The 22237-nt window shown below is 48.3% G+C and carries 19 protein-coding genes; 9 read left to right on the forward strand and 10 right to left on the reverse strand.

Annotated elements, in window-relative coordinates; genetic code table 11:
- The first annotated feature begins 239 nt into the window (after positions 1-239).
- Positions 240-2438, forward strand: coding sequence for a S9 family peptidase (locus TH63_RS16325; RefSeq protein ID WP_048921888.1), 2199 nt, complete (start codon positions 240-242; stop codon positions 2436-2438).
- A 320-nt stretch (positions 2439-2758) separates the two neighbouring features.
- Here TH63_RS16325 and TH63_RS16330 read toward each other — a convergent pair whose 3' ends face one another.
- The 3 genes from TH63_RS16330 to glmM all read right to left on the reverse strand — a co-directional run bounded on the left by TH63_RS16330 (position 2759) and on the right by glmM (position 6835).
- A complete protein-coding gene (locus TH63_RS16330) occupies positions 2759-3727 on the reverse strand; it encodes an L-threonylcarbamoyladenylate synthase (RefSeq protein WP_048921889.1) in 969 nt (322 codons plus the stop codon).
- Between the two features lie 472 nt (positions 3728-4199).
- A complete protein-coding gene (locus tag TH63_RS16340) occupies positions 4200-5342 on the reverse strand; it encodes a cysteine desulfurase family protein (RefSeq protein WP_048921891.1) in 1143 nt (380 codons plus the stop codon).
- Positions 5343-5440: 98 nt separating this feature from the next.
- Positions 5441-6835: a phosphoglucosamine mutase gene (glmM, locus tag TH63_RS16345; protein ID WP_048921892.1), complete on the reverse strand. Its 1395-nt coding sequence runs from the start codon at positions 6833-6835 to the stop codon at positions 5441-5443.
- A 527-nt stretch (positions 6836-7362) separates the two neighbouring features.
- On the opposite strand from glmM, the gene mazG reads away from it, so the two are divergent.
- From mazG to TH63_RS16385, 8 genes are all read left to right on the forward strand, one after another.
- On the forward strand, positions 7363-8181 hold the full coding sequence (gene mazG, locus TH63_RS16350; RefSeq protein ID WP_048921893.1) for a nucleoside triphosphate pyrophosphohydrolase: 819 nt from the start codon (positions 7363-7365) through the stop codon (positions 8179-8181).
- 254 nt (positions 8182-8435) lie between these two features.
- Positions 8436-9293 (forward strand): MotA/TolQ/ExbB proton channel family protein, encoded by an 858-nt coding sequence (locus TH63_RS16355; RefSeq protein WP_048921894.1) that lies wholly within the window; start codon positions 8436-8438, stop codon positions 9291-9293.
- 28 nt (positions 9294-9321) lie between these two features.
- Positions 9322-9930: an ExbD/TolR family protein gene (locus TH63_RS16360; RefSeq protein WP_048921895.1), complete on the forward strand. Its 609-nt coding sequence runs from the start codon at positions 9322-9324 to the stop codon at positions 9928-9930.
- Between the two features lie 16 nt (positions 9931-9946).
- Complete coding sequence (locus TH63_RS16365) at positions 9947-10480, forward strand: ExbD/TolR family protein (RefSeq protein ID WP_048921896.1); 534 nt, start codon at positions 9947-9949, stop codon at positions 10478-10480.
- Positions 10480-11304 carry an energy transducer TonB gene (locus tag TH63_RS16370; RefSeq protein ID WP_048921897.1) on the forward strand — a complete coding sequence of 275 codons (825 nt, stop codon included), beginning with the start codon at positions 10480-10482 and terminating at the stop codon, positions 11302-11304. The genes TH63_RS16365 and TH63_RS16370 overlap by 1 nt, the downstream gene beginning before the upstream one ends.
- 139 nt (positions 11305-11443) lie before the next feature.
- The gene (locus TH63_RS16375; protein ID WP_048921898.1) at positions 11444-11701 is read left to right on the forward strand and encodes a hypothetical protein; all 258 of its coding nucleotides are present in this window, start codon (positions 11444-11446) and stop codon (positions 11699-11701) included.
- Positions 11688-12641: a PstS family phosphate ABC transporter substrate-binding protein gene (locus TH63_RS16380; RefSeq protein WP_048921899.1), complete on the forward strand. Its 954-nt coding sequence runs from the start codon at positions 11688-11690 to the stop codon at positions 12639-12641. The genes TH63_RS16375 and TH63_RS16380 overlap by 14 nt, the downstream gene beginning before the upstream one ends.
- A gap of 38 nt (positions 12642-12679) precedes the next feature.
- Entirely contained in the window at positions 12680-14170 is a 1491-nt protein-coding gene (locus TH63_RS16385; protein WP_082161766.1) for a tetratricopeptide repeat protein, read from the forward strand.
- A gap of 335 nt (positions 14171-14505) precedes the next feature.
- Here the strand turns inward: TH63_RS16385 and TH63_RS16390 are convergent, their stop codons facing one another.
- The 7 genes from TH63_RS16390 to TH63_RS16420 all read right to left on the reverse strand — a co-directional run bounded on the left by TH63_RS16390 (position 14506) and on the right by TH63_RS16420 (position 22163).
- Positions 14506-15579, reverse strand: a complete 1074-nt coding sequence (locus tag TH63_RS16390) for an RluA family pseudouridine synthase (protein ID WP_048921901.1) — start codon at positions 15577-15579, stop codon at positions 14506-14508.
- A gap of 93 nt (positions 15580-15672) precedes the next feature.
- Complete coding sequence (locus TH63_RS16395; RefSeq protein ID WP_053093839.1) at positions 15673-16275, reverse strand: OmpH family outer membrane protein; 603 nt, start codon at positions 16273-16275, stop codon at positions 15673-15675.
- A 19-nt stretch (positions 16276-16294) separates the two neighbouring features.
- Positions 16295-16972, reverse strand: a complete 678-nt coding sequence (locus tag TH63_RS16400) for an OmpH family outer membrane protein (RefSeq protein WP_048921902.1) — start codon at positions 16970-16972, stop codon at positions 16295-16297.
- 30 nt (positions 16973-17002) lie between these two features.
- Complete coding sequence (gene bamA / locus TH63_RS16405; RefSeq protein ID WP_231583492.1) at positions 17003-19531, reverse strand: outer membrane protein assembly factor BamA; 2529 nt, start codon at positions 19529-19531, stop codon at positions 17003-17005.
- A 35-nt stretch (positions 19532-19566) separates the two neighbouring features.
- Positions 19567-20313: an isoprenyl transferase gene (locus TH63_RS16410; RefSeq protein WP_048922913.1), complete on the reverse strand. Its 747-nt coding sequence runs from the start codon at positions 20311-20313 to the stop codon at positions 19567-19569.
- A 62-nt stretch (positions 20314-20375) separates the two neighbouring features.
- Complete coding sequence (gene porG, locus TH63_RS16415) at positions 20376-21077, reverse strand: type IX secretion system protein PorG (protein ID WP_048921904.1); 702 nt, start codon at positions 21075-21077, stop codon at positions 20376-20378.
- Between the two features lie 120 nt (positions 21078-21197).
- The gene (locus TH63_RS16420) at positions 21198-22163 is read right to left on the reverse strand and encodes a DUF6089 family protein (RefSeq protein ID WP_048921905.1); all 966 of its coding nucleotides are present in this window, start codon (positions 22161-22163) and stop codon (positions 21198-21200) included.
- Positions 22164-22237: the final 74 nt, after the last annotated feature.

A 22237-nucleotide genomic window follows, 5' to 3' on the forward strand; every position in this document is an offset into this window, starting at 1 on the left:
ACGCGCTATAGAAAATATTAATTCCCTTCGCTCTTCCGGATTTCCAATCCGGAAGCACTCTGTCGGGGATTTCTAATCCCCTCGCCCATAAAGGCGAAACCACATTCCCCTTCTTAAAACAAACCATTCCCTGCCTAAGCGAACCTTCACTCTTTTATTCTCTCAATCATTCAACCATTCAATCATTCATTCCCCAATATTTGCCTAATTTTAAGCCTACGAACTTTCTTACAAACTTTATGAAACATAGAATGAACCGCTGGATTTTGGCGGCTAGCTGTCTTTTGTTGGCGGTAAGCGCCCAGGCCCAGCAAAAGCGATCTTTTGACTTAGACGATATTTTCCGGAAGAACACGTTCCAGGCCAAGTCGGTGTACGGGGTGAACTGGATGCGGAACGGCCAATTCTACTCCTCGCAGGTGCAAGACCAGGCCAACAAGGCCGTGGACATTGTGCAGGTAGACGTGACCACGGGTCAGCCGGTAAGCACTATTCTGGAAGGCGAGAACCTGAAGATAGACGGAAAGGTGCTGGACTATGACAACTATAGCTTCAGCGAAGACGAGACCAAGATCCTGTTTGAGACCGAGCATGAGCCTATTTACCGCCGCAGCAGCAAGGGCCATTTCTATGTATATGACCGCGCCTCTAAAAAACTGCAGAAACTAAGCCAGGGCGGAAAGCAGAGTTACGCCACGTTTTCCCCGGACAACAAGTTTGTGGCCTTCGTGCGCGACAACAACCTGTTCTACGTAGACCTGGCCACCATGCAGGAGCGCCAGATCACCACAGACGGCAAGTGGAACTTCATCATCAACGGCGGCACTGACTGGGTATATGAAGAGGAATTTGGCTTCGCGCAGGCTTTTTTCTGGTCTCCGGAGGGAAACCAGATTGCTTTCTACACCTTTGACGAAACCCAAGTACCCGAGTACAACATGCAAATGTGGGGCCCGCTCTACCCCAAAGACTACAAGTTCAAATACCCAAAGGCTGGCGAGAAAAACGCCATTGTCTCTATCTCCGTGTTTGACCTGACCTCGGGCAAAGCCACCAAAATGGACATTGGCCAGGAGCAGGAGCAGTATATCCCGCGCATCAACTGGACCAGAACCCCTAACCTGCTATCTATCCGGCGCATGAACCGCCTGCAGAACACCCTGGAGATTCTGCACACCGACACCCGCACCGGTCAAAGCAAGGTAGTCCTCACCGAGAAAGACAAAGCCTACATTGACATCACCGATGACCTCACTTACCTGGCCAATGGCAAGCAGTTTGTGCACAACTCAGAGAAGGATGGCTTTAACCACCTGTACCTCTATGACATGAAAGGCAAACTGGTGCGCCAGATCACCAAGGGCAAGTGGGAAGTAACCAATTTCTATGGTGTAGACGAGAAAAACGACCTGGTGTATTTTTCGTCTACGGAGGTTTCACCTATGGAGCGTCACCTCTACAGCATTGGCCTGAACGGCAAGAACAAGAAAAGCCTCACCCCGGCCAAAGGCACGCACACCATCAACCTGAGCCGCGATTTCAAATACTACCTGGACTACTTCTCCACCATCACCACGCCGCAAGTTGTGAGTCTGCACACCTCGGCGGGAAAGCAGATTAAGGTATTGGAGAGCAACGAGGCACTGAAAAGCACCGTAGCCAACTACAACCTGCCCAAAGCCGAGTTCTTCCAGTTCAAGACCACCGATAACGTGACCCTGAACGGCTACACTCTAAAGCCGGTGGATTTTGACCCGAACAAGAAATACCCGGTGCTCATGTTCCTGTACGGCGGCCCCGGCAGCCAGGAAGTGGTAGACAGTTGGAGAGGCCGCAATTACCTGTGGCATAGCTATCTTACCCAGCAAGGCTACATCATTGCCGTGGTAGACAACCGGGGTACCGGTGGCCGCGGCGCGGATTTCAAAAAAGTAACTTACGGCGACTTAGGCCATTATGAGACCATTGACCAGATAGAGGGCGCCAAGCATTTAGGCAGCCTACCCTACGTAGATAAGAGCCGCATAGGTATCTGGGGCTGGAGCTTCGGGGGCTACATGAGCTCGCTGGCCATTACCAAAGGCGCGGACTATTTCAAGGCCGCCATTGCCGTGGCCCCGGTAATCAACTGGCGCTTCTATGACACCATCTATACCGAGCGTTTCCTGAAAACACCCCAGGAAAATGCCAAAGGTTATGATGAAAACTCACCGGTAACCCATGCGGGCAAACTGCGCGGCAAGTACCTGCTCATCCACGGCACCGGCGATGACAACGTGCATTTCCAGAACTCCGTGGAGATGGTGAACGCCCTAGTGAAAGCCAACATCCCGTTTGAGAGTGCCTACTACCCTAACCGGAACCACGGCATCAGCGGCGGCAACACTACCATTCACCTATTCACCAAAATGACCGAGTTTGTGCTGCGTAACCTATAGTCATTCCTGAAGTTAGTAAAGCAAAAGGCTCCCGTTCAACCAAGAACGGGAGCCTTTTATGTTCAAGCTGTTTTGAGCATGTTTTTCAGAAAGCAGGCCCAAAACAAGGTTTTCTATTTGCAGGTACATACTTTGTAGAGACAATGGCACCGCCTTGTCTCCCGCGCATTGCCCTCATTCTATAAGGTGTTACAACAAAAGTACTATTACCAAAATCAGGAATGCGTCATAGACAAGGCGGTGCCATTGTCTCTACAGATGCGCCATCTGTATAACAGCCAGAAGGGTGATTTCTATTCAGAAGGCTAAAAACATCCCCTTTACTCTTCCTGAAAGCTTGCGCGTTGCAGACGGTCATTGATGGCGCGGCCTAGGCCCTGGTCGGGCATGCGTTCGGCTAGAATGGTGTCAACCGTGGGGGTATCTAATTGGCGCAAAGCTGAGAACAGATTACGCGCCGCTTCCTGTAAATCGCCGGAGGCAGAAAGCTGAATCTGGTGCTGGACTGGGATACCAGCGAATTTCTCTTTTAAAGAAATAATGCCTACCCTGGAGGTGTCTCCTATACTCTTTAAATGCTCTCCCACCTCACCTAAAAACACCTTTTTGCCCGGGTTGTAATGGCTGCTGAGCATGCCCGGCGCGTCTGGGTTAGACGACGAAGTCTTGATTTTGGCTTTGGAGATTTGCACCACTTCGGCTAATTCTTCCAGGGCCAGCCCGCCTAGGCGCAGCACTTCAATCTCTTCGCCGGTAACCCGGATGATAGTGGATTCAATGCCGACGGGGCAGGCGCCGCCGTCTAAAATATACGGGATGCGGTCGCCCAGCTGGTCCTGCACGTGCTGGGCCGTGGTGGGGCTCACGTACCCGAACGGATTTGCGCTGGGCGCCGCCAGTGGGAATGGCAGCTGCCGAAGTAACTCCAGCGTGAGCGGGTGCCTGGGAATACGCACCCCTACAGAGTCATGACCCGAAGTCACCAGCAGCGGCACGCGTTCGGCTTTGGGCAGAATAAGCGTAAGCGGACCGGGCATGAACTTCTCGGCCAGTTTATAGGCCACGTCTGGCACCTCTCGGGCAATGGTGGCTATCTGCGCAATGGAATGGGTATGGACAATCAGTGGGTCAAAGGCCGGGCGGTTCTTGGCTTCAAAGATTTTCACCACGGCGGCCTCGTCATAGGCATTGGCCGCCAGTCCGTACACCGTCTCGGTGGGGATGGCTACCAAATCGCCTTGGGTTAAGTAAGCGGCGGCCCGCTGTATGTCTGTGCCAATGTCTGCCATGGGTGGTTTACTATTTCGCAAAGCTACTATGATAGTTGCGTATAATCAGCTACCCACGGTGTAAATTGCGTTTAGGGGCTGTTTTTCTGAAAACGGCTATTAAACAGGAATCCCCGCTGTATCAGCGGGGATTCCTGTTTAATAAATTTACCTGTTTAGTATTGACTTTGATGTTTAAGCGCTAATTAGATTATGTTAGGCGATAATAATTTCTTTTTAATCTGATTCTTTATCACCCTAACAATATTATCCCAATTGGTATAAACACCAACACACCGATAATATTTCTAATTTTATTTCCTTTGTTTGGGTCACTAAACTTTAATCCATCATTAGGTATGAACATCATGAAGGCATAATTATTCTTCGTAAAAAATGCAGCGTAAAAACACAAGGCTCCCCAACAAATAAATAACAGCCCATCTATCATCCTGGAAATTCTTTACTTCCTATAACGCCTAGCACCTTAGGACTATACCGTCTCTTTCTGGTAAAGCTTGGCTAGGGTAGCCACGGTGTAGTCAATCTCCTCAATGGTATTGTACTTACTGAAAGAAAACCGAACATTGCCTCTTTCCATATCCGCGCCAATGGCGCGCAACACATGGGAGCCCAGGTCCACGCCGCTGGTGCAGGCGCTTCCGCCGGAGGCCGAGATCTTGTTGATGTCCAGGTTAAAGAGAAGCATTTCATTCATCTCAGAGGCGGGCAGGCTCACGTTCAGAACGGTGTACAGGCTCTTGTCCCCTTCCTGCGACAGGCCGTTAAATTGCACATCCTCTATCTGCTCGCGCAGCTTCTGTACCATGCGGTCTTTTAAGGCTTGGATGTGTTGCTGGTGCTCTTCCATGTCACGGCAGGCAATCTCCATGGCTTTGGCCAGGCCTACAATACCGTACACGTTCTCGGTGCCGCCGCGCATGTTGCGCTCCTGCGAACCGCCCTGAATCAAGGGGTGAATTTTAATGGACGAATCTACATAGATGAATCCAACGCCTTTGGGACCATGGAATTTATGCGCCGAGCCTACCAGGAAGTTCACACCCAGGGCCTGCACGTCATGCTTGTAGTGGCCCATGGTCTGCACGGTGTCTGAGTGGAACACGGCATCATACTGCTTGCAGAGTTGGGCAATGGCCTCAATGTCATTCAGGTTGCCAATCTCATTGTTGGCGTGCATGATGGAGACAAACGTGCGGGGCTGCGAGGCCAGCAATTGCTCCAGATGCGCCAGATCCAGCACACCCTGTTTGTCTACCTTGAGCATGGTAAGTTCCACCTCGCCGTTCTTCTCCAGGGACTCCAGCGAGTGCAACACGGCATGGTGCTCAAGCGGAGAGGTGATGGCGTGCTTGATGCCCAGGCTCTTGATGGTACAGATAATGGCCAGGTTATCGGCCTCGGTACCGCCAGAGGTAAAGAAAATCTCAGAGGGAGAAGCGTTCACCAGATTGGCCACGGTCTTGCGGGCCATTTCAATGGCGGCGCGTACCTGCCTGCCGTGTGCGTGTATAGAAGAGGGGTTGCCGTAGTGCTCCAGCATAAAGGGAGCCATTACCTCAAAAACTTCTTTGTCTAGCGGGGTGGTAGCCGCATTGTCTAAATATACACGCATGATCTTTTTTAACTTAACAACAACAGGTACAACAGATACGGTTCATAGGAACGGTTCCTTGGAAATGAGGTAAAACGCTTATTCGCTTAGGTTACAGGTTAGGCAGACTTGTCAGAGATGATTTCCTTGATGTCGCCAATGATCTTGTTGGCCAGATGATCTGCTGTGGAAAGGCTGTCAGACTCGGCGTAGATTCTGATGATGGGCTCTGTGTTAGACTTACGCAGGTGCACCCACTCTTTATCGAACTCAATCTTAACCCCGTCAATGGTATTGATAGGTTGTTTGACGTAGTGCTTCTGCACCTTGCCCAACACCGCGTCAACATCAATGTCTTTGGTGAGCTCTATCTTGTTCTTAGAGATATAGTAGTTGGGATACGTGGCCCGCATCTGGGTCATGGTCAAGCCGGTTTTGGCTAAATGCGTCAAAAACAGCGCAATACCCACTAAGGCATCACGGCCGTAGTGCAGTTCTGGGTAAATGATACCCCCGTTACCCTCGCCGCCAATAATGGCGTTCTGGGCTTTCATCATGTTTACTACGTTCACCTCGCCCACGGCAGCGGCAAAGTACTGGCCACCGGCTTTCTCGGTGACATCGCGCAGGGCGCGGGTAGAAGACAGATTAGACACGGTGTTGCCCACCTGGTTCTGGAGCACGTAATCAGACACGGCCACCAGGGTGTATTCCTCGCCAAACATGCTGCCGTCTTCGTTTACCAACGCCAGGCGGTCTACGTCTGGGTCAACTACAATGCCCAGGTCAAACTTGCCTTTTTCCATGACCCGGGCAATCTCGCCCAGGTTTTCTGGCAGCGGCTCTGGGTTATGGGCGAAGTGGCCGGTTGGCTCGCAGTTTACTTTTTCAACTTGCGCCACGCCCAAGGCCTCTAACAACATAGGCACGGCAAAACCTCCGCTGGAATTCACGGCGTCTACCACCACTTTGAAGTTGCGGCTCTTAATGGCTTTCACGTCTACCAGGGGCAGATCCAGAATAGCCTTAATGTGGGTCTTCAGGAATTTGTCGTTCTGGGTATAGGTGCCCAGTTTGGTTACCTCGGCAAACTGGAAAGACTCTTTCTCGGCTAGCTCCAGCACCAGTTTCCCTTCAAGGTCATTGATGAATTCACCGTGTTGGTTCAGGAGTTTCAGTGCGTTCCATTGCTTGGGGTTATGGCTGGCCGTGAGGATAATGCCGCCGCCTGCCTTTAACGCCGGTACCGCCATTTCAACGGTGGGAGTGGTGGAAAGACCTAAGTCAATCACGTTTATGCCCAGCCCCTGCAGGGTAGCCACCACTAAGCGGTTGACCATGTCACCAGACAAGCGGGCGTCACGGCCTATGATAAGGGTATTGTTTTGGGTGGTCTGTAAAACCCAGGTGCCAAAAGCAGCCGCAAATTTCACAACGTCTAATGGCGTAAGCGCTTCTCCTACCTGCCCCCCAATTGTACCTCTAATTCCTGAAATTGATTTTATAAGTGCCACAGATTCTTAGTATTTGAATAGACAAAAGTAGTAAAAACGAAACGATTCCCTGCAAATAAGATCACAAAGGCCGCTACCCCCTAAGGCCTGCAACGGGCCAGCCCGGCCTCTTCGCTAAAGCCACTTTTCCTTTAAAGAATCAGAAAACTGGTTTTATCCTTCTCACTTAATAGCCTTTAAGTATAATTATTTCTAAAAGAATCTGCCCGCATTTAGTTCCTGCGGGTAAAAATACCGTACAAATGCCTTAGCACAGGAGCGGACCCCAGGCCGGCCTCAAAAAAAATTTATTTCTTTTTATGGAAATCAAGCGGCGCCTGTATCATTTAGGCAAACAGTGCTTCCGCTTGACCAGGTCAGGACGAAGAAAAACGGTTTTAGGCCTATTTTCCGGAAATCAGACCAAAACCAGCTCCCCGGTATCTTGCGCAGGCAGGAGTAGGTGCAACTTTTCATGTGTTACTGATTTTATTTAATAACAAACCTAGCCAGACCCAAATTGCTATCATTCCCTTTATCTTTGCCTAATGGAAAACCCTATTGCCCCCGTTTACTCCAGAAAAGCCCAACTAGAGGCCTTTAACCGCCTCCTGGACATCCTGGATGAACTGCGCGAGAAATGCCCCTGGGACCGGAAGCAAACCTTAGACAGCCTGCGCCACCTCACCATTGAGGAAACGTTTGAACTCTCTGAGGCTATTCTTACCCAGGACATGGCCGAGATAAAGAAAGAAGTGGGAGATGTGATGCTGCATTTGGTGTTTTACGCCAAAATAGCCGCAGAGCAACAGCAATTTGATTTAGCCGATGTTCTCAATGCCCAGTGTGACAAACTGATCTTCCGGCATCCGCACATCTACGGAGACACCAAGGCAGACACCGAAGAGGAAGTGAAACAGAACTGGGAGCGCCTAAAATTGAAAGAAGGCAACAAATCTGTGCTTTCCGGCGTTCCTTCCTCACTCCCAAGTATGGTAAAGGCCATGCGTATTCAAGAGAAGGCCCGCGGTGTAGGATTTGATTGGGATGAACCGGCGCAGGTATGGGAGAAGGTAGAAGAGGAGATAGCTGAGTTCAAGGCTGAATTTGACAAGCCCCAGCTTACTCCCGAAGACAAGGCCAAAGCCACCGATGAACTAGGCGACGTCTTTTTCTCCCTTATCAACTTTGCCCGGTTTCTGGACCTTAACCCAGAAGAAGCGCTGGAGCGGACCAACCTGAAATTCATCAAGCGGTTTCAGTACCTGGAGAAGGCCGCGGCTGCCCAGGGGAAGAAACTAAGCGAGATGACCCTGGCAGAGATGGATGTTTACTGGAACGAAGCAAAGACAGATAAAAGGAGCTAAGAAAGCGTGTTCTTCCATATTGCAATCGATTGCGATACATTTGGATTTTTGAAATGAAATATGCTCCTTTATTTGATATTCTGCTTTTAAATCCCTAGGCTTGTATTTACGTTGTCTTAAAATGTACATTTTTGAATTTCTTGGGTAACCTTACAGGGAAGTATTAGTGTATAAGGGGCAATTAAACTTTTTATCATAATTTTTTACAAACAAACACAGTAACACAACAACTAAACCTAAATTTTTAGAAGACAATGGAAAGAAAGAGTGCACCTGCAACTGCAAAACCAGTAGTACAAAAAAGTGAAGGCAAGGCAGGCTCAATGTTTGCAAGCATCGTAATTCCTGTGGCCATTATCGCCGCCGTTTTAATCTACATGTTCATTCTTGGTAACCCTGCCAACTTTGAAGGTAATGACAACGCTAACCACCCGCTTCCAGGCAACATGCTGGGCCAGGTGTATAAAGGAGGTTTCATTGTACCAATCTTGATCGCGATCAACATCTTGGTATTGGCTTTCTCTATTGAGCGTTTCATGACTATCAGCAAAGCAAAAGGTGGCAAAGGCCTTGAGCAGTTCGTGCGCACGGTGCGTCAGAAAATGGACGTGGGTGATGTAAACGGAGCTATCGCTATCTGTGATCAACAAAAAGGATCTGTTGCCAACGTAGTAAAAGCCGGTTTGTTGAAATATCAGGAAATGCACACAGAAGTGGGCATGACCAAAGATCAGCGTATCCTGGCTATCCAGAAAGAGATTGAAGAAGCTACGGCTCTTGAGTTACCTATGCTGGAGAAAAACCTGGTAATCATCTCTACTATCGCCTCTATCTCTACCCTGGTAGGTCTTATTGGTACAGTATTGGGTATGATTAAAGCGTTCGCGGCTCTTGCAACTGCAAGTGGTGCCCCAGATGCAACCCAGCTGGCAAACGGTATCTCTGAGGCCTTGATCAACACTGCTCTTGGTATCACAGGTTCTGCTATCGCTATCGTAGCCTATAACTACTTTACCAGCAAGATTGATGAGTTGACCTATAGCATTGATGAGGCTTCTTACAGCATCATCCAGACGTATGCCGCTCAGCACTCTGAAACCAACAGAATTTAATTTTAAGCTTCTTTATTAGAAGGAAGAAATGCCTAAAGTAAAAGTACACAGAACCTCTCCATCCCTGGACATGACGCCCATGGTGGACTTGGCATTCCTTCTGGTAACGTTCTTCATGCTTATTTCGAAGTTCGCACCAGAGGAAGTGCTGGTAGTGGATACGCCGTCTGCAACAAGTGAGATAAAAGCCCCGGATTCCAACATTATCACCATTAGTATTGGTAACGATGAGCGCGTTTTTATTGGTGTAGATGACAAAAACACTAAATTGAGATTGATAGACAAAATAAGTGAGAAATACGGAGTAGCCTTCACAGACGCAGAAAAGCAGACATTTGCCAGCCTTGCTTCCTTTGGGGTTCCTATCTCTCAGTTAAAGTCTTATCTGTCTTTGACGCCCGAGGACATGAAAAAGGTGAACCAGCCGGGTATTCCTATTGATTCTACCAGAAATGAGTTGAGAGACTGGGTGCAACAAGCCCGTTACTCTAACCCACAGTCTATTGTAGCTATCAAAGGAGATCAGAAGGCAGGTTATCCAGTTGCTGGTCGTGTGATTGAAATTTTACAGGATATTAATGTAAACCGTTTCAATCTGGTTACTGACATGGAAGTGAAACCTGTTATTAAAAGATAACGAAAGGGAAAAAGAAATGGCAGAAATACAACAGCAAGGCGGCGACGAAGGCGGGAAAAAGCGGGCCAAGAAAGGCTCTACCAAAGTGGATATGACCCCCATGGTAGACTTAGGCTTCCTTTTGCTTACCTTCTTCGTAATGACCACCACCCTGGCTAAACCGCAGATCATGGAGATTAACATGCCGGTTAAGCCAAAGACTGAAGAAGAAAGAAATGAACTAAAGGCATCAAATGCATTTACTATTCTCTTAGGCGGTAACAACCGTATTTTCTACTACCGTGGCCTTCACCAGCCAAACATGAACATTATTCCAACGGTAGAGGAAAGCGATTGGTCAGCCAAGGGCATTAGACAAGTGGTACTTGAAGCAACCAGCGCTAATCCTAAACTGGTAGTTTTGATCAAGGCAGATGAGACGTCAAATTACAAGAATCTGGTAGATATCTTGGATGAGATGGCCATCACCAGCACTCAAAAGTATGCCATTGTACCATTAGACAATGCTGATGCTACGTTACTTAGAAATGCAGAAAAAGGAGGGCAATAATGGATACTACTAAACGTTTGACAAACGCCAGCCTTGATGATATGGTCTTTGAAGGCCGTAACAAAGAGTATGGCGCGTACATGCTCCGTAAACTGTATAACAAACACGTTACGCGGGCAACAGTAATCGCTATCGCTCTTTTCGTACTGTTCCTAAGCATCCCTTTGATCCAATCATTGTTTAAGGATGAAGAAGCCGTAAGAAAAGCACCGGTAGTTAAGGTAGTTGACCTGGCAGCACCGCCTTCCGTTGAGAAAGTGGTTCCGCCACCGCCACCACCACCAGACGCACCACCACCCCCACCACCCGTACGCTCCACCGTTAAATTCACGCCTCCGGTAGTGAAGAAAGACGAAGACGTACGTAAGGAGGAGATTCCGGACGTGAAAGAACTTCAGAAAACTGATGCCGGGGCTGAAACCGTAAAAGGGGACCCTAATGCACCGCCATCTTTAGAAGGTATTGAAAACGGCACAAATACGGGCCCAGCTCAGGAAGTCTTTGAAGATAAGGTATACATTGCGGTAGAGAAAATGCCTGAGTTTCCAGGCGGTATGTCTGCCATGATGAAATACATGGGTGACAAATTCCGTATCCCGTCTGCTGCCCAGCGTGCTGGCGCCGAAGGAAACGTGGTTCTGTCCTTTGTGGTAGGCCCTACCGGTGAGATCACCAACATTGAAGTACTGAAAGGCCTTGGTTACGGTCTGGACGAAGAAGCCGTAAGAGTAATCAAGGGAATGCCTAAATGGACCCCAGGAGAGCAAAACGGCCGTAAGGTGTCTGTAAAATATACAGTTCCTTACCGTATCGTGATCAAATAAGCATAGCCTCGGCTTAACCTTACCTGAAACTCCGGAGACTGACATTCCTTAGAATGGACAGACTCCGGAGTTTTTTCTTACCACTGCCCTGCTTAAGAAACCAACTTACTTTATGTCACCCGTATAGGGATATTGGCTTATGAATTACTCCAGAAGACCACAGCGCCAACGACAGGAAAACGCCTATGGCAACATCATGAAGTATATTTCCTTGCTCATGGTGCTGCTATACTTTGGCTTTGGTCTGTACATTTTACTTTCCAGTCCGCAGCAGATCCCCTTCCCCAAGGAGTTTAAATATATATTGGGCGGCCTGCTGCTTTTCTATGGTTTTATTAGATTTGTGAGAGCGTATCAACAATACTTTAAGAAACCCAGACGAGATGAAGAAGAATAGACTATTGGCTTTGGTAGTATCTGTGCTTACAGGCTTTGCCGCTTTCTCCTGCAACCAGTCTGGCAAAGGACCCACAGATACTGCTACCACGGGCTCCATCAAGATAAGCGTAGATGAGTCGTTTGCCCCTATCGTAGATTCCCAGATTCAGGTATTTGAGTCTTTGTACAAGTACGCCCAGATTGAGGCCGTCTATAAGCCAGAGGCCCAGGTCATGCAAGACCTCCTAAATGACACCATAAGGTTTGCCATCTTGGCCCGGGAGCTTAACGCCCAGGAAAAAGCAGAGTTTGACCGCGTAAAGATCACCCCACGTGTCTTCAAGATTGCCATAGACGGTATTGCCCTTATCCTCAACAAAGAGAATACAGACACCACCCTCACCCTGCAGCAGGTACGTAATATCTTCACGGGTAAGACTACCAACTGGAAGCAACTTGACCCGGCAGCTAAAGACGGCAAGATCACCATTGTCTTTGACAACAGTAACTCCAGTACAGCCCGATTTATCCAGGACTCTATTAACCTCAAGAAGCCTTTACCCGCCAATACCTACGCCAGTACTTCTAATGCCAAACTGGTGGATTATGTGGCCCAGAACCGAAATGCCATAGGGGTTATTGGCGTGAACTGGATAAGTGAGCGCGCAGACAGCACCGCCATTAGTTTTCTAAAGAAGGTGAATGTGGTGGGCATCAGCAAGAAAGACAACCCGGCTTCTGTAGATGATTACGTACAGCCCTACCAGGGATACCTGGCTCAAGGAACTTATCCCCTTAAAAGAGAGGTTTTTATTATAAGCCGTGAGGCCCGCGCAGGACTTGGCACAGGTTTTGCATCCTTCATTACCGGAGACAAGGGCCAGCGAATCATTCTGAAATCTGGCTTAGTGCCTGCTTCCATGCCGGTGCGGATAGTAGGGTTTTCAGAAGAAGAATAAATTTTACCCATTTTTCACATTACTAACAACCACAACCAATGAGTAAGAACTGGAAGACGTATGGAGTTTTAGCGGCCGCTTTGTTTGTTTCCGCTGGAGCATCAGCCACTAATGTGGGCCTGGGTTCTGGTAAGACAACTGCAGCCGTACACGCCTATCTGGAGCAAAATATACTTGCCACTAACCTGGTACAGGACAATTCAGCCCTAGGCCTGGTAAAACAAGGCAAAGCTGCCCTGCAGCAGAATAAAACCGCAGAAGCCCAACAGCATTTTGACAAAGCCCTGGCTATGACAAAATCTAAGGACAATAACGTGAAGGTAGCCATTGCCGAAGCTTATGTAAGCACCGGCGTGAAGGACCTTTCCCCTGCTATTAAGCTGTTGGAAGAAGTAGTGAGCAAAGACCAGAAGAATGCCAACACCTTTATTCTTTTGGGAGAAGCTTACCTCAACAACAAAACCGTTGATGGTGGTAAGGCGCTGGCTAACTTTGATAAAGCTCTAAACCTTGAGCCGAAGAACGCCCGTGCACTTTATAGCAAAGGAAAACTTTATGTACAATCCAGAAACTATAAGTCAGCAGGTGAAAACTTAGAGGCAGCAGTAGCCGCCGATCCTAAGTTCGCTCCCTCTTATTTAGAGCTGGCAGAGCTGTACTATTTAGCAAAGCAGTTCCCTAAGAGCTCTGAATACATAACCAAGTACATTTCTCTGGCTGAAAACACGCCTGAGACCCGTGCTAAATACGCCTCTATCCTGTACCTGACAAAGGATTACACCAATGCCATGACAGAGATACAGAACGTCTTGAAGGTAGACCCCAATAATGTGGCCATGAACCGCCTGTTGGCTTACTCTTACTTTGACACCAAGCAGTATGACAAAGCCCTGGAGGCCATGAAATCATACTTCGCTAAATATGATGAGACCAAGCGTATTCCTTCTGACTACGAGTACTACGCCAATATTCTGGTGGAGAACAAGAAGCCCCAGGAAGCCGTTGACCTGATCTTGAAAGCCAAGCAGCTAGACCCTAAGAACCCGATTTATGATGACCTTCTGGCGAAGCAGTACCTAAGCCTTAAGGACTATCCTAAAGCCATTGAGGCTTACAAAGCTAAGTTTGCGGTAACGCCTCCTTCCAATACAGATCTGTTCTACTACGGGTATACCTATGAGTTGAATGATAACTACAAGACCGCTGACAGCGTGTACGCGATCATCACCACTACCAACCCAACGTATGCGTACGGTCACCTTTGGAGAGCCCGGGTAAATTCAAACTTGGACCCAGACACCAAATTAGGCTTGGCCAAACCGCACTATGAGGAGTTTATCAAGCTTACCTCTGGTGATAAGGAGAAGTACAAGAAAGACCTGATCACGGCTAACAACTACTTAGGTTACTTCTATTACCTGAAGAAAGATAAAGCCAATGCCACTAAATACTGGACAGAGGTAAAAGCGCTTGACCCCACCAACGCTGATGCCACTAACGGCTTGAATGGTTTGAAATCCATGAAATAAGCTTAGAATCCATTTATAAAAAAAAGCGCCACTCTCACCAGTGGCGCTTTTTTTATGCCTTACTCTTTTCCGTCAATCGCTCACGTTCCCTGGTTTGGGGCCGAACTCAGAAAAACAGGCTTAAAACGTAAATTGGTCTTAAGTTCTCCTTGCCCATTGCTGAAGCATTCTGGTCTTCCCTCCTATTCACCGTTGTGCTTGGGTGCTAGAACCTGTAAATGTGGGTGGCCTGAATTTACAGAAACACAAAGGTTTGTTTTGGGCCTGTTTTCCGGAAAACAGGCCCAAAACAGTCCTCTGTCACTAATACTATAAAGTTATGGCTAACTATTTAGTTAGTTGGATCTGGTGGCCAGCATGTTCCCGTATTGGCGCCACCGCTCCAATCCCGCCTTGAAATCCTCCGGGAGGTCAGACTCAAAATGGATGTTCTCATGCGAGACCGGATGCACAAAACCCAGAGACTTAGCGTGGAGGGCTTGCCGCGGAAGCGCCTCAAACGTGTTCTGCACAAACGCTTTGTAAGAACCCGTCTGCTGCCCCTTTAAGATCTTATCTCCGCCGTAGGTGGCGTCATTGAACAGGGGGTGCCCCAGATACTTCATATGCGCCCGTATCTGGTGCGTGCGCCCGGTTTCCAGGTTACATTTGATCAGGCTGCAATAGGAGAAATCTTCCAGCACCTCATAATGGGTCACTGCGGGCTTCCCAAACTCACCATCGGGGTACACGGCCATAACCTTACGGTCTTTGAGGCTGCGGCCTATGTGGCCCACAATAGTACCCTTTGGCTGCGCCGGCACGCCCCACACCAGGGCGTAATAGGTACGCTCAATAGAGTGGTCATAAAACTGGCGGGCTAAGTAAGCCATAGACAGCTCGGTCTTGGCAATCACCAACAGCCCAGAGGTATCTTTGTCTATGCGGTGCACCAACCCGGGCCGTATCTCTCCGTTACGGTGGGTGGGCAGATTTTGCAGGTGGTACACCAGGGCATTCACCAGGGTACCGGTCCAGTTATTGTAGGCGGGGTGCACCACCATTCCCGCGGGCTTATTGACAATCAAAAGCTCAGAGTCTTCAAACATGATGTCTAGGGGAATGTTCTCTGGCAAGACATCTGTTTCCCGGGGCGGGTTGGCTAGCGTGATGGTGATCACGTCCAGGGGTTTTACCCGGTAGCTGGCCTTGATCACGTTGCCGTTCACGCGCACAGACTCGGCTTTAATGGCGCCCTGTAGTTTGTTGCGGGTCACGTTGGGTAAGCGGTCCATCAGGAATTTATCCAAGCGCAGAAGGGCCTGACCCTTGTCTACCTGAATACGGTGGTGCTCAAACAACTCATCTGAATCAGGACCGGATATTTCATCGGCGTCCTCATCTTCTCTTAGGTGCCCAGGTTCCAGCATGGCGTTTTAGGCGTGTTTTTCAGAATATAGCACAAAAATAAAGAGCCGGTAACGTTTTATCGTTACCGGCTCTTACCAATAAAGGGTTTACCCTTATTTTTTCTTTTTAACCGGAGTAGCGGTAGAAGCGGCTGGCTTTGGCGTTACAGCGGAAGGGGAAGTAGAGGCCGCTCCTTTAGGAGCTGGCGTCACACCCATTTTCTTCAAAACCAGGTCAGTGAAGTTGTTTCCATCTTCAGGTCCGTACAACAAAGCCTCAGCGGTGAAGATGTGGGTATAGCCGTTTTCTTTGGCAACCTCATCAATAGCCTTCTGGATTTTGCTCATTACCGGCTCTAAGGCAGCCTGCTCTTTTTTCTGTAAAGAAGCATCAGCGTTACGCTGGAACTCTTCAATAGAGGCCTGTAACGTAGTCAATTCCTTCTCTCTGTCTGCCCGAACTACGTCTGTCATAGTAGGAGCTCCTTTTTTGTAGGCTTCTACTTTGGTTTGATAGTCTTTGTATTTGTTCTGGAGTTCTTTTTCCAGCTGGCTGCTGTGGGCTTTTAAATCAGACTCAATTTGACGGCTTTCTGGTAATTGGCTGATAATGTAGTTGGCGTTGGTATAGCCAATCTTCACATTTCCCGTTTGTGCAAATGAAGCCACACTTACCAATAAGAAAGCGGCTACCAAAAGAGATTTCAATTTGTTCATTTTAAGTTACTTAGTTTGTTTAATTGTTTTTCTTTTTAACAGGAGTAGCCTTGCGGCTAGGTACAGGTTTTTTGGCTGGGTTCACAGTGGGTTCCGCACTCTCTGGGAGCGGGGGAACATCTGCCGGATTGTCTTTCAGAGCATCGGCTGGCTTAGGGCCCGCCGCATTTTGCTCTTTAGAGGCCAATCCTAACTCCTCCAGTACAAATTCAGTGTAATCATGACGCGGGTCTGTGTACAACATGACCACATCACCAGACTTGTCAAACATGAAGTTAAGGCCACGTGCCCTTACTACTTTCTCTATTGCTTCAAATAGCTGGTCCTGGGCTGGCCTTACCAATTCCTGGCGTCTCTTGAAAAGGGCTCCTTCAAACCCGAACATCTTCCGCTGGAACTCTCTTAGCTCGGCGTCTTTCCGAGTGAGTTCTTCCTGCCGTTTCACCTTCATGTCTGGGGTGAGCAGGATCTCCTCAGCCTGATAACTCTTTTGAAGCTTCTCAAGTTCCGCCCGCATGTTCTCAATCTCCTTCTGCCACCCCTGTGAAAGCTTCTCAGCTTCCTCCTGGGCGTTCTTGTAGGCCGGCATCTTCTGCAATATAAACCCTGAGTCAATATAACCAAAACGTTGGGCGTTGACTTCTATCCCGCATAGCAGGAACAGGCTGATAAACAAAAGAGACGCTAGCTTCCTCATTTTTATATCTATCTACAAATACTGTTCCAACTATCTTATCTGCTGACCTATGATAAAGTGGAACTGACCGCCGTTAGATCCTGGTCTGCCAGGAACGGTATCAAGCCCCCAACCGTAGTCAAATCCTAGCAACCCGAAGGCAGCCATAAATACCCTGGCCCCAAGGCCTACCGAGCGGTATAATTTGAAAGGATCATATTCGCGGTAGCTGCCAAAGTTGTTACCGGCCTCTGCAAACCCTAAAACAAACACCGTAGCGGCCGGGTTCAATGAGATAGGGTAGCGCAGTTCCGCCACATATTTGTTAAAGGCGATACCCCCGGCGGCATTAGGCGTGATACTTTCATCTTCATAGCCTCTCAGACCAATATAGTCTGTGGCCACAATAAACGAACCACCTCCTAAACCAGAGCCACCCAACTTGAATCTTTCAAACGGACCAATGACCCCGTCTTTGCTGTAGGTACCAATGTACCCGAAGTGAGCCCGTGTGTTCAACACCAACTTACCGTCGCCGCTCAGGGAGTGGAACCAGGAAGCATCCAACATCCATTTGTGGAACTCAATCCACTGGAAGGAGTTAGACCCATCTTTGAACAGGGAGTAAGGCGGGGTAAACGTTACGTTCAAGCCAATAGAAGAACCGGAACGGGTATAGGTTGGGTTGTCAATACTGTTTCTGGCGAAGGACGTGATAAAGGAAACGTTGTTGGCATCCTTTATTTTATCTGCCTCAGAATAGCCCCTGAAGATAGAAGCACCGTTGCTCATATTGTACCTGAAGTAAGAAATAGAGTTACTCAAGGTAAAATAGTCATCTGGCCACTTTAATCTACGGCCCAGGTTCACGCTGGCCCCGGAGATATCAATATTGGCATCTCTTAACTGGCCAAACTCATCATACTCATTGAAACGCTGAACAGATTTGCTTAAGCTAACCGTCAATGAGTTTGGTCTGCGCCCTCCTAACCAAGGCTCTGTGAAAGAAAGCGAATAAGACTGGTAGCGCTTGCCGTTGGCCTGAATATTCAAAGCCAGACGTTGCCCGTCTCCAGAAGGAACCGGTCTCCACTCTTTCCAATCTTTGGCTTTTCTCATGGAGAAGTTATTGAGCACCAGACCTACGGTACCTACCGCGCCCAGGCCACCGCCCCAACCACCAGAAAGGGTAATCTGGTCATTTGGCCGCTCTTCTACTGAGTACTGGATATCAACGGTTCCGTTCTCAGGGTTAGGCACCGGGTTCATGCCAATCTTCTCGGGGTCAAAATAGCCCAGGTTGGAAAGCTCACGCTGTGAACGGATCAAATTAGCCCTGCTAAAGTTCTGCCCAGGCAACGTCCGTAGTTCCCTGAGGATTACGTGGTCACTGGTTTTGGTATTGCCAGAGATGGAGACTGAATTGATCTTAGCCTGAGAACCTTCGCTGATGCGCATCTCAATGTCAATGGAATCACCTTCTACGGCAACTTCTACCGGTTCAATCTGGAAGAACAGGTAACCGTCATCCATGTACAGAGAGGTAATGTCACTGCCACTTGGGTTATAGTTCAGGCGCTTGTCCAGCTCTTCTTTGTTATACACATCGCCTTTGCCAAGACCAAGAATTCTGGCCAGCACAGCGTCATTATAAAGGTAATTGCCGTTCCAGGAGATAGAACGGTAGAAGTAACGATTGCCCTCATCTACCACCAGCTTTATGCCAATCCGGTCATCACTTATGGTATAGACAGAGTCTGAGATAACGGCGGCGTCACGGTAGCCTTCTTTGTTATAGAACTCAATAAGCAGCTTCTTGTCATTCTCAAACTCAGATTTCTGGAACTTAGAGCTGGTAAACACCTTGTAGAGTTTCTTCTCCTTGGTCTTTTTCAACTGACGTTTCAGCTTGCCCTCTGTAAAGGCCTCATCATCGCCCCAAAGCCTGGAGAAAAGGTTTCCCTCGTCTTCCATTACCTGGCCGTTTCTAAGCCTTACAATGTCCAGTTCACCAATGCGCACCTTCTCGCCTTTGTCTACTTTAATTTCTAAGGCAACGCTGTTGGCAATGATGGAGTCAGGCGTCTGTCTAATGACTACCTGGGTATTGAGGTAACCCTTTTCCTGGAAGAATTTTTGAACGGTGGTACGGGTAGAACTCAAAAGGTCATCGGTCACTACCCTTCCCTTATTAAGGGAAATTTTCTTCTGAAGGTCTTCTGCTTGTGACTTGGTGGTACCGGAGAAATCAAACCGCGACAAACGCGGGCGCTCGGTTAGAAAGAAATCAAGGAAGATTTTGTCTCCTTCAATCTTGGTGGCCCGCACATCTACCCCGCCCAAGATACCCTGGTCCCAGAGTTTCTGGATGGCTTTGCTGATGGCATCACCTGGTACCTCAATCTCATCACCTACCCGTAGGCCGGTCAGGGAGATCAAAGTATTGGGGTCCAGAAATTTAGCACCGCTTACGGTAATACCGCCAATCTCATATTTGCGAGGGTTAGCGTAATCAATTGTTGCTGAGTTGCCGCTACCAAGACCAATTCTGATTTGAGCTGAGGCTGCTGCCCCAGACATTACGAAGAGGCATACTAGCCAAAAGTACTTACTCATTAAGGTTGTGCTTTTTGTAATTGTTCACTTGTTTTCCCAAAACGGCGCTCCCTTTGCTGGAAAGCAAGTATGGCTTCATAAAGGTGTTCTTTTCTAAAATCTGGCCACAACAGATCTGTAATATATAGCTCTGTGTAAGCTAATTGCCAAAGCAAGAAATTACTAATGCGTTGTTCGCCGCTGGTTCTGATCAAAAGCTCCGGATCAGGCATATTGGCCGTATTCAGGTTCTGGCGGATGGTGTTTTCGTCTATGGCAGATGGCTCCAGTTCACCGGCTTTTACCAGGCCCGCTATTTTCTGCATAGCCTGCACCAATTCCCACCGCCCGCTGTAACTTAAGGCCAATACCAGGGTCATTCTGGTGTTTCGGCTGGTAATCTCCATGGCCTCCTCCAGCTCAGCTCTGCAAGCTGCCGGCAAAGAAGCCAGGTCCCCAATGGCCTGTAGCCTGATGTTGTTCTTATTTAGCGTCTCCGTCTCCTTGCGGATGGTGCTAACCAGCAACTTCATTAAGGCATCTACCTCAAACTTAGGCCTTGACCAGTTCTCTGTAGAAAAAGCGTAGAGAGTTAAATAGTTAACGCCTAATTCAGCCGCCGCCTCCACGGTTTCCCGCACGGCGGTGATGGCGTTCTGGTGACCAAAGATCCTGAGATTCCCCTTCTTCTTTGCCCACCTACCGTTCCCGTCCATGATAACGGCAACATGTTGCGGCAAATTGCCTATATCTATCTTTTCCTTTATGCTCATTAAAAAAAGAAATTTCAATGCAATTTAGGAAAAGCTAAGCACTTTGCACTTTATTCTTATTTGATAGTTGTGTTACTAGCCGGCGAGACAGGGCAATTAATCTTATAGAAGGTATAGGAAAGGCTGATCCCGTTGTAGAAATAGAGATCATTGTTATACTTATTCATCACGGCCTGGTTCTGAGAGGTAAGGTTGTCAAACTCGTCAGAAAGCATCATCCGCACGCCAGCCTCAAGGCCCAGGTTCCACTTTTCAGAAAGGGCGTACTTAATACCCGCGCCAATGGGAATGGCCAGGGCATAGGAAGTTCTGTAGGCAGATGACTTATCGCTCCCGGCCGGGTAGATGATGGACTCGTCTGCCGCAGTGGTTTTGTTATTATAAACCAAGCCCGCCAAACCCACCGTAAAGTAAGGAGTCCACCTTACGTTCTGCCGGAAGTCATAATAGTCCAGGAAGTTATAGTCTATGCCTCCGCTCAACTCCAGCAGGCTGGTGATGACGGTAGCTCTTCTGTAGTTAGCCAGTGGCAAGTCATTGCCCAAGGAGGATTTTTTCTCAGGCACAAAGTCTTCAGCCTTAATTCTTCCCAACAAAAGGCTTCCCCGCCAGGCAACCGCATTGGAGATATCCTTTTTGTAGAAAACCGTAAGGGCCGGCCGGTTGTTGGCCAGTCTGTATCGCGGGGCCACTTCTCCTTTGTAAACTATTCCGCCAAGGCCCACGCCTATTTCACTGGTGGTTCTTGGCTGGCCCATTTGCATTTGGGCAATGGCGGGGGAGATAAAAAAAACACTCCCTATTTGTACCAAGGTGCAAATAAGGAGTGTGCGTAATTTTTGTAAAATCATGTACTCAAAATCAAAAAGTGTTCCGGCTTAACGGAATTTAGGTCCGCGGCCAATTGGGCTCAGGATGTAGTTAAGCGTAAAGCCAGTGGTGATATACCAGTCATCATCAGAAGCGTCACCTCTTTGGTCACCTTTTCTGCCGTAACCTTCCACGCGGCTTAAGCCGTTGGCATCTGTCACAGTTGAATATCTTCCGGTTTCAGCGCTTCTGTCTGAAAGAACGGCTGCTCTTCTTCCGTTATCGCCACCCATGGCTAACAAATCATTTTTGTCGGCATAGGTAGTGCTCACATCATCCAGGTAGTCAGTGAAGGTTTTTCTCCAGGTAACTTCAAAGGCTACATCCCAGCTACGAGCCAGTTTGTATTTTACGCCTAAACCGAAAGGAATAGCAAACTGTACTTTTTTGTACGGCTCTGGATATCCTGCACCACTTGCGTATTGACCTTCGGTACCCAAAGGCTGAAGCTCATACCATCCGGTTGGAACACCTGCAGCGCCACCATCATAGTAGGCTTTAGGGTTGTGGTGGAAAACAGCTACCCCTGCAAAGGCATAAGGTGTGAAGTCAGGACGACGCAGGTAAGATCTTCTGTTTTCAAACAGGTCTATAATACCCACCAGGTTCAACTCCTTAATGTCATTACGGAAGCTAAGGTTACGCTTGTAACGAGGCTCGTTTTCGCTTTCAGTAGGAGATGCACTTTTGCTGTCATCACCCGTGATACGACCCCAGGAAAGAGCGGCACGTCCGTAAATACGTGGCGTAAACTTGTGGGTGAAGTTCACCGCAACGCTTGGCCGGGTAGAGTTCAGGCGCAAGCTGGTAAAGTCAGACTCAGGGGTAATATCGCCGAAATAGTTCATGGCGTTCAGGCTGATCCCTACGCTGTTGTAAAGATTTCTTCTGTTAAAACGCTGTGCCTCAGCCTCTGAGAGAACAGTGGTTAAGAGAACAAATAAGATAAATAAGGTAGAGAATAATTTTTTCATGCCATCAACTATTACTGAATTTTTAATTTTTTCCTAAAGTGCGCCTAAACTGCCGCCGACAAAATTATACCTTT

This window comes from Rufibacter radiotolerans (assembly GCF_001078055.1).
Lineage (GTDB): Bacteria > Bacteroidota > Bacteroidia > Cytophagales > Hymenobacteraceae > Nibribacter > Nibribacter radiotolerans.

Bases quoted from the DNA above. Each gene is read 5' to 3' on its own strand.
- mazG (WP_048921893.1), top strand. From the start codon at position 7,363: ATGGAAAACCCTATTGCCCCCGTTTACTCCAGAAAAGCCCAACTAGAG.
- TH63_RS16340 (WP_048921891.1), bottom strand. From the start codon at position 5,342: ATGCGTGTATATTTAGACAATGCGGCTACCACCCCGCTAGACAAAGAA.
- TH63_RS16380 (WP_048921899.1), top strand. From the start codon at position 11,688: ATGAAGAAGAATAGACTATTGGCTTTGGTAGTATCTGTGCTTACAGGC.
- TH63_RS16390 (WP_048921901.1), bottom strand. From the start codon at position 15,579: ATGCTGGAACCTGGGCACCTAAGAGAAGATGAGGACGCCGATGAAATA.
- TH63_RS16360 (WP_048921895.1), top strand. From the start codon at position 9,322: ATGCCTAAAGTAAAAGTACACAGAACCTCTCCATCCCTGGACATGACG.
- TH63_RS16325 (WP_048921888.1), top strand. From the start codon at position 240: ATGAAACATAGAATGAACCGCTGGATTTTGGCGGCTAGCTGTCTTTTG.
- TH63_RS16400 (WP_048921902.1), bottom strand. From the start codon at position 16,972: ATGAGGAAGCTAGCGTCTCTTTTGTTTATCAGCCTGTTCCTGCTATGC.
- TH63_RS16330 (WP_048921889.1), bottom strand. From the start codon at position 3,727: ATGGCAGACATTGGCACAGACATACAGCGGGCCGCCGCTTACTTAACC.
- TH63_RS16395 (WP_053093839.1), bottom strand. From the start codon at position 16,275: ATGAACAAATTGAAATCTCTTTTGGTAGCCGCTTTCTTATTGGTAAGT.
- porG (WP_048921904.1), bottom strand. From the start codon at position 21,077: ATGGGCCAGCCAAGAACCACCAGTGAAATAGGCGTGGGCCTTGGCGGA.
- TH63_RS16375 (WP_048921898.1), top strand. From the start codon at position 11,444: ATGAATTACTCCAGAAGACCACAGCGCCAACGACAGGAAAACGCCTAT.
- TH63_RS16355 (WP_048921894.1), top strand. From the start codon at position 8,436: ATGGAAAGAAAGAGTGCACCTGCAACTGCAAAACCAGTAGTACAAAAA.
- TH63_RS16365 (WP_048921896.1), top strand. From the start codon at position 9,947: ATGGCAGAAATACAACAGCAAGGCGGCGACGAAGGCGGGAAAAAGCGG.
- bamA (WP_231583492.1), bottom strand. From the start codon at position 19,531: ATGTCTGGGGCAGCAGCCTCAGCTCAAATCAGAATTGGTCTTGGTAGC.
- TH63_RS16370 (WP_048921897.1), top strand. From the start codon at position 10,480: ATGGATACTACTAAACGTTTGACAAACGCCAGCCTTGATGATATGGTC.
- TH63_RS16420 (WP_048921905.1), bottom strand. From the start codon at position 22,163: ATGAAAAAATTATTCTCTACCTTATTTATCTTATTTGTTCTCTTAACC.
- TH63_RS16385 (WP_082161766.1), top strand. From the start codon at position 12,680: ATGAGTAAGAACTGGAAGACGTATGGAGTTTTAGCGGCCGCTTTGTTT.